This window comes from Methanolobus sp. WCC1, assembly GCF_045690315.1.
GTDB classification, from domain to species: Archaea; Halobacteriota; Methanosarcinia; order Methanosarcinales; family Methanosarcinaceae; genus Methanolobus; species Methanolobus tindarius.
The window spans coordinates 1,349,318-1,363,688 of record NZ_CP146979.1; the positions used below are offsets into that span (position 1 = coordinate 1,349,318).

Below are 14,371 nucleotides of genomic sequence, written 5' to 3' on the forward strand. Positions count from 1 at the left end.
ATTATTCTGATAATACTGTGTCATCATGGGAATATGCAGGAGAGCAGCAACAGAGGAATCTGAGTTCATTTTCTCCTGTGTTTGTGATATTATGTAGTGTTCCCGGAGAGATACAGACTGAATCCCCGGATTTTACTTCAATAGTCTCGTGTCCAAGTGTAAGTATTCCTGTGCCTTCCAGGATATGATATATCTCTTCTGTCAAATTATGGCTGTGTAAAAGAGTGGAATTGCCAGGTTTAACTCTGGCTTCTGCAAGGCTCTGAGAAAAATTCCCATGAACCAGAGGATGGATCAGTTCTCTTATAACAGAGCCATCTTTTGTAATATAAGCCTCAACCTTGTCACAGGAACTCATTATCGGCATATAATCTATTCCTCTTTCTCAAAACCTGAGATTATTTCAAGCATATTATTCTTGATATCAGTTACAGAATCGACCCATTTACCTCCAACATCAATAGGCGAAAGGCCGTTGAAGTCAGCTTCTACAAGATCGGGATCATATGGTATCTGGCCAAGGACAGGAATTCCAAGCTCTTCCAGCTTTGGTTTAATGTTAGCGGAAGTTCCCTTGTTGATGACTGCAGCAAGATGTTTAATCTCGATACCTTCGGAAAGTTCCTTAATCCTCTGGGCAGTTTCAATGGAACGCATACCAGGTTCCACAACAACTATCATAAGGTCAATTCCACGTGTGGTCCCTCTTCCAAGATGTTCGATACCTGCTTCCATGTCAAGTATTACAGCGCTGCTGTCCTTGAGAACAATATGTCTGAGGAATGCTTTCAAAAACGCTGAGGCAGGACACATGCAACCGCTTCCACCTCTTTCCACAGTTCCCATTACAAGCATTTTGACATTATCAGGTCCAACAACACCAAACTTATCAACAACATCATCAACTTTCGGGTTGAACTTGAACATGCCGCCTTTTTCTCCGGCTCTCTCTTCAATGAGGTCCTTGTAATCGGTAAGAGGTTTCGGAGCATTCTCTATTCCAAGGGATGAAGCCAGATTCATATCAGCATCCGCATCAATGGCAAGCACATCATAACCATCCCTTGCCAGCATTCTTGCCAGAGTTCCGGATAGTGTTGTCTTGCCAACTCCGCCTTTTCCCGTGACTGCAATTTTTACCATGCTCAGAACTGAGAATTTATGTGAATTATATTTTCCGGTTACAGAGGGAAAAAGGAGAGTTCTAAATCTCCTTCACTATCCTGAATCCAAGCACATATGATGTGCTGTCAGCATCAAGGCTGCCGCGGAAAGAACTTTTACAGATATTAGGTCCGTCCATAAGGCTTCCGCCTTTTCCTACACGATTTATACTATTCTCATCTTCCCAGGCTGTTCCATCTGTCGGAGCACCATCATAATTGTCATGCCAGGTGTCCTGTACCCATTCCCATACATTGCCATGCATGTCATAAAGTCCCCATGAGTTGGCTTTTTTCTCTCCCACTGAATGGGTTGTTCCATTGGCATTTATAGCACACCAGCCGTAAGAATCAGACCAGCCGTATTCATCCAGATCGGTGGCTTCATTTGTAAACGAAAAATCCGTGTCATTTCCGGCCTTGCATGCATATTCCCATTCAGCTTCGGTTGGAAGACGATACCTGTCAGTATTTTCCATTTCATTCAGTTTGCTAATAAATTCCTGTGCATCATACCATGAAACCTGCTCTACAGGAAGTTCATCTCCTTCAAAGAGTGAAGGACTGGTTCCCATGACAGCTTTCCATTGCGCTTGTGTGACTTCGTATTTTCCCATGTAGAATGAATTTTCAATACTGACTTCATGTGCCGGGTCATCAAAAGCAACTAGTGGAGTTGAGTCAGAACCCATGTAAAAATTGCCAGAGGGAATCAGGACGAGATCCATTCCTATGGAATTGCTGATTTCCTGTTCCAATTCGTTACTTGTACTATCATTTGTAACGCAGCCTGATAATAAAATCACAGAAATTGATAGTACAAAAACAGATATGAGTTTCACAACGTTTTTTCTTGCCAGGAATTTCAAACAGAACACCTATCACACACGATTCTAAAAATCGTATATATAGGTATTCTAATGAGTTTGTATTCCTGTCTATTCTTTATTAAGCTACTATTTATGGTCTATAGTTGTTTTCACTTTTATACAAACTATATAGTTACTTTAATAGTAACTCTTAACTCTTGTATCCATTGGGATTTTATTCTATGGTGCTTACAAGCTGAAGCATTTCATCAATTTCATTTTCACCATCAATTGAGAACACGGTCCCGTTTATAATTCCTGCATCAACTGTATATGCTCCGTCAGGAACGAATCCCATCACAAAAGTGCTGGACTCATCATTTGAGAATGAAGTAAAAAATCCCATCATTTTCATTCCGGATTCTGTGGAGTTGCCGGAAGCGGTGAATATCTTTACAACAGTTTCTGTACCATCGTCCAATGTTATTGTACGTGTGGAAGATTCCTGTGTGTTTTCAATATCATTATTTTCCCGAATTTCGTTCATTCTGCTGTCCATTATTTTTGAAACCAGTTCAGTTGGTAGTTGTGCTCCGGAAGGTAATGAAAGGCGATATGTAATAATCTGTGCACTCAGGCTTTCAGGTATATCTATGGAAACCGGAAGATTGTTATCTTCTTTGAATTCCAGGACCTGCTCATTGATGTCCGATGTAAGCCTGTCATTATGATATTTGACAGTTGCAGAATTGAAAACTATTGATGTTGTCTCTGTAATGTTTTGCTCAAGAGATTTTTCCTCCATGGATATTTGTGACCATCCATAAGCTTCAAGTGCAGCATCATCTATTGTTGCAGGTGTGGTCTGTGCGGTTTCAAGACATCCGGAAATAAATAAAGCAGTAACTGTCATTATTGCCACTATTATAAGTATAAATAATCTTTTTTTATGCTGGAGCAAAACTATCACCAATAACCGTATGTATCTATTAATATATTAACCCACTTAGTCTTAAATAATGTTGGGTCCCCTTCTTTTTATAGATGCAAAAATCATATAGTTTATATTGTTGATGGTTAATAACCATATAGATAATAGATGTATGATATTGAATCACGTTTCAGGCAGATAAGAAATGTAATGATCTATATTCTGTTCCTGAACCTTGCCGTTTCTTTTGCAAAGATTGCATACGGAATGTATACCAATGTCCTGAGTATGCAGTCTGACGGTTATCATTCTCTTTTTGATGGTGTTTCAAATATAGTAGGCCTTATAGGTATACAGATTGCAGCCAAGCCACCTGACAAGGAACACCCCTACGGTCATCGCAAGTTTGAGACTCTGGCATCCATAGTAATAGCAGTTATACTTGCAGTTGTAGCTTTTGAGATTGTGCATTCCGCTTTTAATAGGTTTGGAACCGGAAGTACACCAGAAGTAACTGTAATTAGTTTTGCAGTAATGCTTGGAACAATGTGTGTCAATTACGGTGTGACAACTTACGAGCGCAGGAGAGGTATTGAACTTAACAGTGAAGTTCTTCTTGCAGATTCTGCTCACACTAAAAGTGATATCTATGTTTCACTTTCAGTTATTATCGGCCTTGTAGCCATCCATCTGGGATACCCATTTATTGATCCGATTGTTTCTGTTTTAATAGCACTGGTCATATTGCATGCAGGAGCAGAGATAATCCTCCATAGTGTGTCAATTCTGGCTGATGAGTCACAGATAGATACTGAGAAAATAGCAAACGTTGTTAGAAATGTAGAAGGTGTCATCGATTGCCATAAAATAAGAACCCGTGGTCCTCCGGGGAATGTTTTTGTTGATCTGCATGTAGAGGTTGATCCTGAAATGACAACATACAAGTCACATACCATATCCCATATTGTGCAATACAGGATCAGGGAAAATTTTGATGGAATAGAGGATGTTCTTGTCCATATAGAGCCGGCTCACACTCGGTCGGTATAAATAGTATCAAGAGGTCTATACAATTATGCCAGGAAATTCATTCGGACATTCTTTCAGAATAACAACATGGGGTGAATCGCATGGAAAAGCCCTTGGAGTCGTTGTTGACGGCATACCTGCAGGACTTGAACTTTCAGAAGAGGATATTCAAAAAGATCTTGACAGGCGAAGACCGGGCCAGAGCGAAGTTTCAACACCTCGTTCCGAATCTGATTCTGTAGAGATCCTGTCCGGTGTAATTGATGGAACAACAACCGGAATGCCGGTTTCCATGATGGTCTGGAACAAGAATGCAAAATCCAGTGCATATGATTACATAAAGAACATCCCAAGACCGGGACATGCGGATCTTGCTTATACTGAAAAATATGGTATCCGTGATCACCGAGGTGGTGGAAGGTCATCGGGCAGGGAAACCATCGGCAGGGTTGCCGGAGGTGCTGTTGCCAGGAAACTCCTGTCACAGAAAGGAGTTGAGGTTTTTGCTCATGTAACAGAACTTGGTGGTGTAAAAGCAAAATCACTCTCATTTGAGGAAATACGCAGCAACGTTGATAGCAATGTTGTACGCTGTGCTGACCCGGAAGCTGCTGAAAAAATGCTGGAGCAGGTAAACAAAGCCCGTTTTGAAGGTGACAGTATCGGTGGTATTGTGGAAATTATTGCTACCGGTGTTCCGGCAGGACTTGGTGAACCAGTATTTGACAAACTGGATGCGGATATTGCCTGTGCAATGATGGGGATAGGAGCTGTAAAGGGTGTTGAGATTGGTGCAGGTTTTGAATGTGCCGGAATGAAAGGCAGCCAGATGAATGATCCTATTAGACTCAATAATGGAAAGGTAACTCCTGCAGAGAACAACGCCGGCGGAATCACGGGTGGAATATCTACAGGGATGCCTGTGGTCTGCAGGATAGCAGTAAAACCCACTCCTTCCATATCAAAGTCCCAGAAAAGTGCTGATATGGATGGAATGAAAGAAATCGATGTAGAAATACATGGCCGCCATGACCCGACAATCCCGCCAAGAATGGTTCCGGTTGCAGAGTCAATGATGGCACTTGTGCTTGCAGATCATATGATCAGGAGTGGACGTATTGGTCCTGACTCCCTTCTATGATTTTCCACCAGAATTTGATTATAATTCGATTTTCATTATTCATTTTTAGTTGATGGGGAGATATCCAATCTCTTTGATTATTACTTGTCCCTGTTCACTCAGTACATAGTTTATATACTCTCCAATTTCCCCTTCTGGTTCACCGTTAGTGTAATACTGAAGTGGTCTTGCCAATGGATATTCTCCTTGCAGGATTGATTCCTGCTCCGGATGGAAAACTCCTTCTGAGGTTTCAAGGCCAAGCATTTTCACGCTACTATCAGCATAAGCCAGTCCTATATAACCAATGGCTGCACTATCTGATGCAACAGTCTGTACAATAGCTTCCGTATTTGGTTCGGTCACCGCTTTAGAACTGTAGTCTTCATCTTCAAGTACGTGTTCTTTGAAAAAAGCGTAAGTTCCTGAACTGGTATCGCGCACAAGCACTTCAATTTCTTCATCCTGGCCACCAAGCTCTTTCCAGTTAGTAACTTCTCCGGTATAGATTTTTTTCAGTTGCTCAATAGTTAAACTGTCAAATGAGTTATTTTTATTGACTATAACTGCAATTCCATCCCATCCGATGACTGTTTCTACAGGATTTATTCCTTTATCTATGGCACTTTCAATTTCAGTATCTTTTATTTTTCTTGATGCCATGGCAATCTCCACTTCTCCTTCAATAAAACTGGCAATTCCAAGGGATGATCCTCCTCCAATAACAATTATCTTATTTTCAGGATATAGCTCCATGAAAGATTCAGATTCAGCTATTGAAACCGGTAAAATGGTGTCAGAGCCTTTAATGAAGATCTCATTTAAAGTAGTGTCTGTGCTATCAGCCGTGTAATTATTTTGATTGCTTGATATCGTATTTTTTATATTTTCATCATTGTTTTGTCCGTATAATGAAAATAAAGATATCAATATGAATAATGCTATTATAATGGCAAATATTGTGTAGTTTTTATTTTGAGACAATTAACACACCCATTATTTAGATAATCGTTTCGATATATAAATACTGTCAATTTATGATAAACAGGTGATTTTATATAGTTTCAATCCCAGTTTAAATAAATTATGTTGCGTAATATAATTATGTAGGTATTTTTAAATATCAATTAAGACTGTTGGGATACTGATATGAAAAACAAGCCAATAATACGTTGCAGTGGATGTATTTTTGTACTGCTACTCATTTTTACAACAGTAATCATTTCCAGCGGTTGTTTTGAATCTGAGGAAGCAGTGACAGTTTCTCTTAAAAATACCGAAACATTAACACAATCTGATATCAACGATAAACCTGTGCGTATCGGCGTATTCGCCATGGCGTCTCCAAAAATAACAATGGAGTATTATAATGATTTTTTAAATTACCTGTCTGAGCAGACAAACCTTGAGTTTGAACTTGTGCAACGTGATAATCCTGCTGAGATCAACTATCTGCTTGAAACCGGTTATCTTGATTTTGTATTTGTGAGAGAGGAAGATTATCTTTCAGGACATGATGATTTTGGTCTTGAAATTGTTGCAGTGCCTGTCATCAATGGTGATCTGTATTGTTCATCACTGGTAATCGTAAGAGGGGATTCCGGGATAGATTCCCTTGAGAATCTCCACGGAAAAAAATTTGCATTCAATAGTTATCGTTTTAATAGGGGTGACATTGTTCCGGATTATATGCATCCTTTTATTGACGGTTCACCGGACGACTTCTTCTCCGGTTATATTTACAGCAATAGTCAGGATAATTTTATAGATATGGTTCATCAGGGAAGCCTGGATGGTGCTGAAATTGATTGTATAATGTGGTCTTACATGGTTGAAAGTTCATCTGAAGATTACTCTGATCTTAGTATAATTTATTCTTCTTCAGGTCAGCTTGTTCCTGTAGTTGCTGTGAATCCGGATATTGATCAGGAACTAAAGAATGATGTAGCTAAGACATTGCTTGGTATGCATGATTCCAGAGAAGGTCGTGAGGTTCTTGAAGAAATGCATTTCAATATGTTTGTTGAAATGGACCATGAAACATATGCAGAGTACGGAAATAACTTGTGAGGAGTAAAATGGAAGATAGAAACAGTAACATAATGGAAAAACTGGTCACAAGCATTGATGACTTCAGTATCCGTACCAAACTCATCCTCACTGTTGTCAGTATAATCCTTGTACTCGGTGTCCTTATGGGTTCTTACCTTAATGTCGTGCAGACAAATATGATGAAAACTGAGCTCAATGAAAAAGGAATTTCAATAACCCGTAATCTTGCAGAGAATAGTGTAAACCCTATACTTACCGATAATCAGGTTCGTCTCCAATGGCTTGTGAAAACCATCAAAGAGAGTGAAACTGAGGTTGTGTATGTATTCATAACTAATGAACATGGTGAAGTCCTGGTTCACACGTTTAGTGGTGGATTTCCTGTAGATCTAAAGGGAATAAATCCTGCAGTAGATGAAACCAATACACTGTTGCTTGATACTGAACTGGGATACATCAGGGATATTTCATGTCCTATTCTTGAGGGAAATGCAGGGGAAGTTCATGTAGGAATGTCTCAGGAGAACATCAGGACAACGGCTGATAAATTCACAAGATATCTCATTTTGTTTGTACTATTGCTTCTTGTGGTTGGTTCCTATGTTGCGTATCTTGCAGGTTCTGTAGTTTCCAATCCTATTCTGGAATTGAAAAAATCAGTAGAAACATTCGGAAAAGGACATCTGGATCACAAGGCCTGCATAAGTTCAAATAATGAAATAGGCCAGTTAGCTAAATCTTTTAATGACATGGCAGACCATATTGGATACCTTATTGAGGAAAAGGAGAAGGCATCAAAAGAGATACTTGAAACACGTAATTATCTGACCAAGATAGTTTCAGGGAGTCTCGATGGAATAATTGTTATCGATAATAGTGGTAAGATAGAATTTGCCAATGAAGCTTTCATCCAGATCTCTGAAACAAGTATGGACCGGATTGTCGGTTATGATGTTCTTTCTTTTGTTATTGATAATAAGGATTTGACATCTTTTTTTGAATCTCCTGATAAGAATATCACTTTTATCAGAGAAATGAATTTCCGGGCCGGTAACGGCAAAATGAAATCAATAATGATGAGTATAGCCGTTGTTGAGTACCGCAATGAGCTAAAATATGTTGCAGTTGCCAAGGATATTACTGAAATGAAAAAACTTGAGCAAATGAAGCGTAATATAATAGCAAATATTTCCCATGAATTGCGCACTCCTTTGAATATCATGAAAGGCTATGTGGAAATTGCCATTGATGAAGAGAATATGCAAAAAAGGAATTCTTTCCTTGAAAAGTCACTGAAAGCGCTTGAAAGACAAAACTGGATGATACAGGATCTTCTGGAGGTCGCCAGATCTGATGATGAACTCGAGAAAATGGATATGGTCAAAACAAGCATCAATAGTATTGTTGATATAGCTTTCAAGTCTTTCAATGGTAAAATGGAAGCCTCAGGACTTGATATCAATGTTATCAAGGGCAATGATATGTTTGTACAGGGTGATCCTGAAAAACTGGCATATGCCTTAACAAAGGTTTTAGACAATGCTTTGAAGTTCACAGGCAAAGGCGGAAGTGTAGAGATAGGCACTTTGCAGGAAGACACCGGAGCTCTTGTCTATGTAAAAGACACAGGTGTTGGAATTCCGGAGGATCAACAGGATCTGATTTTTGAAAGATTCTATCAGGTTGATTCCTCGTCGACCCGTAAATATGGCGGCAACGGACTTGGTCTGGCTATTGTTAAAAATATCATTGACCAGCACGGAGGAAAAATCTGGGTTGAGTCTACCGTGGAAAAAGGAAGTACATTCTATTTTACAGTTCCTGGATTTTGATACTAAAAAACCATTTTCATCTATATAGATTATGTATATTCTACCTATCTATTAAGGTAAGCTTTATAGCCAAAATCCTGTCCATTAGTCATATCTTCCTTTGGGTTGTGAAAAAGATGGATACAAGAAAAGTACAGATCACAGGAAAATCCACATATGTGGTTACCCTCCCCAAAAAATGGGCCACTCGCTCAAAACTGGAAGCTGGATCCCATATTTCCATTTATTATCAGGAAGATGGTTCTCTGCTTCTTAAACCTCCAGGGGTAAAATCTTCTAATAAAACAAAAAAGATAAAATTTAACAAAGAACTTGAGCATATAAAAAGAGATCTTGTAGGTCTGTATATAATAAGTGATCACCAGACAATAGAAATTTCAGGTAATGATATTCCGGCAGCAGCACGCAGGGAAATTAAAGACCTTTGCCATCGTCTTGTAGGTCTGGAAATGGTTGAAGGTGATGAGAAAAAAATAGTCATCAAGAATTTTCTGGACACGGAAGATTTCACCATTGAAAAAGGGCTCAAGAGGATGTCTTCACTCGTTTATCTCATGCTTGATGAACTGGCATCTGCCTTTGAGGAAAATGACAAAGAATTATGCAATCACATAATATCCCGTGATGATGACCTTGACAGAATGTTCCTGCTTGTATCAAAGCAACATGTAGAGCGTCTGAACCTTAAGAAACCTTCAAAACATGATAAGCAGACTCTGGTTGAATCATTTTATTACCGGCTTGCTGCCAATGACATAGAAAGAATCGGTGACCACATATCTAAAATATCATTGCATTTCTCTTACATTAGTCTGCCTCAGGAAGTACTTGCAATACTTGTTGACCTGTGCAGGGAGTGTCAATCCCTTTTCATGGATAGTACCGAAGCTTTGCGCCAGTCAGACAGTGATATTGCAAACAATGTAATGGGAAGAGAGGACATCTTCAACAAAATGCTCATAAGTGCTGCCCAGCTCCCAACTGAGGAGTCTATAGAACTTATAATTGACAGTTTCAGCAGGATAAAGGATTATGCGTCAAATATTGCAGAGTCTGCTATCGATTTATCGCAATTATAGACTCATCCCTCTTTTTCTCTGCGTGGGTGTAATTATTGATTACTCCCTTACCTTCTATTTTGCAGGCAGCATTGAAAGGATACTGGAATATGAATTCAGCCCGACACTGGTATTTGCAGTCAGGCACAACATCGTTCTTCCATATCTGGCTTTAACTGTTGTTTTCTATTATTTCATGGGATATACTATACTGAAGTTCCTTGAAGATGAGGAGATCTACCCGATAGGTGTTTTTATTATCCTACTCATGAGCCTTACACATGTTCTTGGTGGTCTGTCATGGTTTGTGCTAAGTGAGACGTATTCTAATATGATTTTCATGCTTTCCATGACTTCCATAATCATTGCCATATCGGTATTCGGATATGAAATATTTAAACGGGGATGACCTGGGAACGTGGTTCATGGATAACTGGAGTTATCCCGAAGGGTCCGGTGAAGACGGCGTTTTCCCAACAGAAAAAACAATATGTTCTGCAAACAGTTTGTACTTTTTCACAGTGTCGTCTGTAGAATTCTTGATAAGTACAATAGTTCTTGTAATAATCTTCTATTAAGAATCATAGGAATGTGCCGCCTTCGGCGGATGCTTACTTTTTTTTAGCTTAATGGTTGTTTTTGTAGAAATGAAAATGGGAAATGGTTGCTTCATTTATATAGTCTATTTAGTACACAATAGTAGAAATGGTTGTATGTAATTCCTTTGTGCAAGGGATATATGATTACGTGTGTATTCTGCAAATTATGAAGAGAATAGTCAGTTTGCTGGCAGCGGTGGTACTTTCCCTATATACCTTCTATTCAACATGCTGGTACACAGCCTCCTCTTTTTTTAACATGGCTGTACCCTTTGTTTTCGTTACTCTAGCGGGATATGCACTGCTGATATACGTTCTGTCCAGAAAAGTATCCAAAAAATCACAATAACGGAGTGGAGTTTGTGAGAAAAACGAAAATAAGCATACTCTGTCTGTTATGCATGGTAGTATTACTGCTGTTCTCTTCACATCTACCTCTTGCATCTGCAAATACAGAGTGTCCATGTGATGATCTTGATTATTGCATCGAATGGATCAGTGATGGTAGTGTAACTGTCCAGTGGGGTCAGGTTGAGACTGTAGAGATCAACGGTGAATATTATACTTTTCGGGCTGATGATTTTGATAAAAGTCTTGAATCTGCACTCATTTCTATTGAAAAGGATGGAATTGTGCGCAAAGAGTTCCTCTTCCTTGAAGGTTCTGATGATGACAGCTGGCTTGAATGGGACAACGAAGTTAAAGTAGAGATTTCCGGTATTTCGGTGGATGGATATAAAACACCATCAGCAAGTCTTAATTTATATTCAAGAGGTATGCCTGAACTAGAAATAGAGTTGTCTGCAAGTTCTGAAATGATAGATGGAGTTAGTGTTTCTTCAGATCAATATGCCCCCGGAGAGGAGAAAAAGATAGATATAACTGTAAAAAACACAGGTGATGCCTGGGTTGAAAATGTTATTCTTAAAGTAGATACGGGGGAAATGAGGGTACGCTCAAAAGAGGATTTCGAATACAGGGATGGTATTCTAAAGAAGAACATAGGCTGCCTTGAAGTGGGTGACATTGTTGAAATGAATTTTACAGTGGTGGCGCCTGAGTGGGACGGTAAGACTTCTCCTTATGATCTGGTTTATTATGTAAATGCTACTGCCGGTGGATATGACATAAAAGATGGATATTTTGATGCCAATGAGTCAATAGATTTCGAGTGCACAGATCCGGAACTTAAAGTAACCATGGAAATTGTGAATGAAGAACTAAATATGAGCACATGGTACGTAAAACAGCTTGATAAAAGTACAAGCAGTTCTGCATCAATTGATTTTGAGATTAGGGGTGCAGATGAGTATTCATTTTTGAGGACCAGAGTTTTCAATATGGGTCTTTATGCTATTGATGATATGGATGTCCAGTTCTCTGTTATCCCGGATGATCTTGCAATATCTGAGATTTATGAATCTGGTGATTACTCCTCAATGGAGACTGATGGTCAGTATTATATTGGTCAGAAGTTGGTTCCTATAGTTCCAGGTAAATACAACTTTGACAAAGTTGTAGTTACTGCAAATTTCTTTGGTGAAAATCTTACATGGAGTTCAGGATCTGAAAGTTTAACGGTTCATGGTCCCCATATAGTAGTTGATAAAACATTATCCAATGTTGATTCTGATTATACTGTTTCTCTTGATCTATCTAACGATGGCGACCGTGCAGCCTGGATAAATCTTACTGATACCATTCCCGATGATCTGAATTATGTGAGTGGAAGTCTGGAAAAGAGCTTGGAAGGAAGCGATCTGCCTCTTAGCGAGTGGGATCTCAGTACAACGGTGGTTGATGGTACGCAAACAGTTTCAGTAAAGGGTGTGTTGCTTCCTCCTGGCTCATCACTTTCCATGTCATATGAGTTCTCTTCCGGTGATTTACCTGATCTTCCGGCAGCTGTTTGTGAATTTAAGTCTATATGGGATTATGAAGGCGAAGCTCAGTCTTCTTATTATGTAGGTGGCGCTGAAATCAAACAATACTGGAAACCTTTGAGTGGTGGATGGGTAACTGAAGCTGATATTACCGGAAATAGTACTGTTGCAGTGCCCATAACTGTTGTTGAAGATGAGCCAGAAATTGTGAATCTTCCTGAAGATGATACAGAGGATGAATTCAATTCAGTTGATGATGAAATGCCTGATACTTCTGATGTTGTACTGGAAGTAGAAACTGAATCTTCAACTTCATTCTTATCTAAAATTATTTCCCATATCATCAATATATTTGACAAAGCACAGCAATTTGTAAGCAATACTTTTAAAGGTGCTCTTAGTGGTGTATCTTCTGTTTTTGGTATTGCTGAAGGAGCTGCTGTAGATGCTGTTGAAAACTATCTGTATGCAGTAGTTATAGGTATAGCACTTGTCGTATTCCTTCTGGTATACACTTTAATTTCAAAATAATCCTATTTTCTTCTTTTCTGCAAATATTTTATTAATTCAATATACATTGACCTTTTTTTGTATACTTTTTGATTAATTGAATTATCAAAAAATATGATGGCTCTTGGTCATTTTTATAAATGCATTCTCTCTTAATAATAGAATATAGTTCACCAAGTTACATTTATATGGAATTATTTGTTGTATATGCACCAATATATAGAGATATTGGAATTCTATATGGTTTATTGTACTATATACATTCCTTGTACAAGCATTATATATCCGCATGCCAATTAGGTGCCAGAGCGATTAAACCCCGCTCTGAATAGGAACATAAAATAAATTGGTGTACGATAAATATGTTTAAGAAAATTTTCAACGATGAAGCTGGTGTTTCACCTATCGTTGCTACCCTCGTTTTAGTAGTAGTAGCAATCGCAGGCGCAGCAGCTGTAGGAACCATCATGGGTTCATTCTCAAGTGACGTATCTGACTCCGCAAGTGCAGGCGATGCAATGGCTGCATCATCCACAACACTCCGTCTCGCAGGTAGTACAACTGTAACACCTGTAGCAGAACTTATCGCAGAAGCATACATGGAAGATCGTGACATTAATGTAGATGTACAGGAAGGCGGTTCTGATGCTGGTATCTCCGGTGCACTCAACGATCTTATTGATATCGGTATGGCATCCAAGGATGTAACCAAGGCTGACTATCCAGATATCGAGACACACACAATCGGTTACAGTGCAGTAGTAGTAATTGCAAACAATGCAAATATCAATGAATCTAACAATGTCACTCTTACTGACCTCAGATTCATGTATGAAAATGCTTCAGCTGGTAAAATTACCCTTGCAACTCCATCTGCAGGCAGCCAGCTCGCAATTGCAGGTTCAGGTACAGAATTTACTCTCTTCCAGAGATCAGATGCAAGTGGAACAGAAGAAACATTTGCAAAGGCTCTTGGCGGCGAATACTATAATGACAAAGATGTAGATGACTCAAGTGCTATTGGTGCTAGCGGAAACCAGGGCGTATACGACAAGGTCGCAGGCACAGCTAATTCTATCGGCTTTGTAGACTATGGATTTGCAAAGGGTTCAACAGAAGTTACAATTATTGCAATTGATAACTTTGGACCTGTAACTGAATCTGACATCAAAGGTGTACTCAGAGGCGATGATACACTTTATGAAGAAGACCTTACAAGACCACTCAATTTCCTCACCAATGGTGAGCCAAGCTCACTTGAAAGTGACTTTATCGACTTCGCAATGAGCCCAGGTTCAATCCCATACTTCACAGAATGTGGATACTACGCAAGGACCCAGATAGACTACTAAGTAAATCACTGATTTGTGTCTTTTGTGACACAA

The 14,371-nt window shown here is 39.1% G+C and carries 13 protein-coding genes; 8 read left to right on the plus strand and 5 right to left on the minus strand.

Features of this window, described 5'->3' with window-relative positions; translation table 11 throughout:
* Position 1: 1 nt before the first annotated feature.
* The 4 genes from V7O61_RS06620 to V7O61_RS06635 form a co-directional block, all read right to left on the minus strand.
* A complete protein-coding gene (locus tag V7O61_RS06620) occupies positions 2-367 on the minus strand; it encodes a cupin domain-containing protein (protein WP_407282348.1) in 366 nt (121 codons plus the stop codon).
* A gap of 5 nt (positions 368-372) precedes the next feature.
* The gene (locus tag V7O61_RS06625; RefSeq protein ID WP_407282347.1) at positions 373-1,143 is read right to left on the minus strand and encodes an AAA family ATPase; all 771 of its coding nucleotides are present in this window, start codon (positions 1,141-1,143) and stop codon (positions 373-375) included.
* Between the two features lie 61 nt (positions 1,144-1,204).
* Positions 1,205-2,041, minus strand: a complete 837-nt coding sequence (locus V7O61_RS06630; protein ID WP_407282346.1) for a formylglycine-generating enzyme family protein — start codon at positions 2,039-2,041, stop codon at positions 1,205-1,207.
* A gap of 166 nt (positions 2,042-2,207) precedes the next feature.
* Positions 2,208-2,885, minus strand: coding sequence for a hypothetical protein (locus V7O61_RS06635; RefSeq protein WP_023846382.1), 678 nt, complete (start codon positions 2,883-2,885; stop codon positions 2,208-2,210).
* Positions 2,886-3,071: 186 nt separating this feature from the next.
* Here V7O61_RS06635 and V7O61_RS06640 point away from each other — a divergent pair, with 186 nt between their 5' ends.
* A complete protein-coding gene (locus V7O61_RS06640; RefSeq protein ID WP_023846383.1) occupies positions 3,072-3,953 on the plus strand; it encodes a cation diffusion facilitator family transporter in 882 nt (293 codons plus the stop codon).
* A 25-nt stretch (positions 3,954-3,978) separates the two neighbouring features.
* Positions 3,979-5,073 carry a chorismate synthase gene (gene aroC / locus V7O61_RS06645; protein ID WP_023846384.1) on the plus strand — a complete coding sequence of 365 codons (1,095 nt, stop codon included), beginning with the start codon at positions 3,979-3,981 and terminating at the stop codon, positions 5,071-5,073.
* Positions 5,074-5,118: 45 nt separating this feature from the next.
* On the opposite strand, the gene V7O61_RS06650 is transcribed toward aroC, so the two are convergent.
* A complete protein-coding gene (locus tag V7O61_RS06650; RefSeq protein WP_023846385.1) occupies positions 5,119-6,036 on the minus strand; it encodes a PstS family phosphate ABC transporter substrate-binding protein in 918 nt (305 codons plus the stop codon).
* Positions 6,037-6,201: 165 nt separating this feature from the next.
* On the opposite strand from V7O61_RS06650, the gene V7O61_RS06655 reads away from it, so the two are divergent.
* The 6 genes from V7O61_RS06655 (at position 6,202) to V7O61_RS06680 (ending at position 14,338) form a co-directional block, all read left to right on the plus strand.
* On the plus strand, positions 6,202-7,122 hold the full coding sequence (locus V7O61_RS06655) for a PhnD/SsuA/transferrin family substrate-binding protein (RefSeq protein ID WP_023846386.1): 921 nt from the start codon (positions 6,202-6,204) through the stop codon (positions 7,120-7,122).
* Between the two features lie 8 nt (positions 7,123-7,130).
* Positions 7,131-8,936 (plus strand): ATP-binding protein, encoded by a 1,806-nt coding sequence (locus tag V7O61_RS06660; RefSeq protein ID WP_023846387.1) that lies wholly within the window; start codon positions 7,131-7,133, stop codon positions 8,934-8,936.
* 116 nt (positions 8,937-9,052) lie between these two features.
* Positions 9,053-10,015 carry a phosphate uptake regulator PhoU gene (locus V7O61_RS06665; RefSeq protein ID WP_023846388.1) on the plus strand — a complete coding sequence of 321 codons (963 nt, stop codon included), beginning with the start codon at positions 9,053-9,055 and terminating at the stop codon, positions 10,013-10,015.
* Positions 10,016-10,037: 22 nt separating this feature from the next.
* The gene (locus tag V7O61_RS06670; RefSeq protein WP_245596138.1) at positions 10,038-10,403 is read left to right on the plus strand and encodes a hypothetical protein; all 366 of its coding nucleotides are present in this window, start codon (positions 10,038-10,040) and stop codon (positions 10,401-10,403) included.
* Positions 10,404-10,955: 552 nt separating this feature from the next.
* Positions 10,956-13,007 (plus strand): hypothetical protein, encoded by a 2,052-nt coding sequence (locus V7O61_RS06675; RefSeq protein WP_407282345.1) that lies wholly within the window; start codon positions 10,956-10,958, stop codon positions 13,005-13,007.
* A 341-nt stretch (positions 13,008-13,348) separates the two neighbouring features.
* Positions 13,349-14,338 carry a substrate-binding domain-containing protein gene (locus V7O61_RS06680; RefSeq protein ID WP_407282344.1) on the plus strand — a complete coding sequence of 330 codons (990 nt, stop codon included), beginning with the start codon at positions 13,349-13,351 and terminating at the stop codon, positions 14,336-14,338.
* The last annotated feature ends 33 nt before the right edge of the window (positions 14,339-14,371 follow it).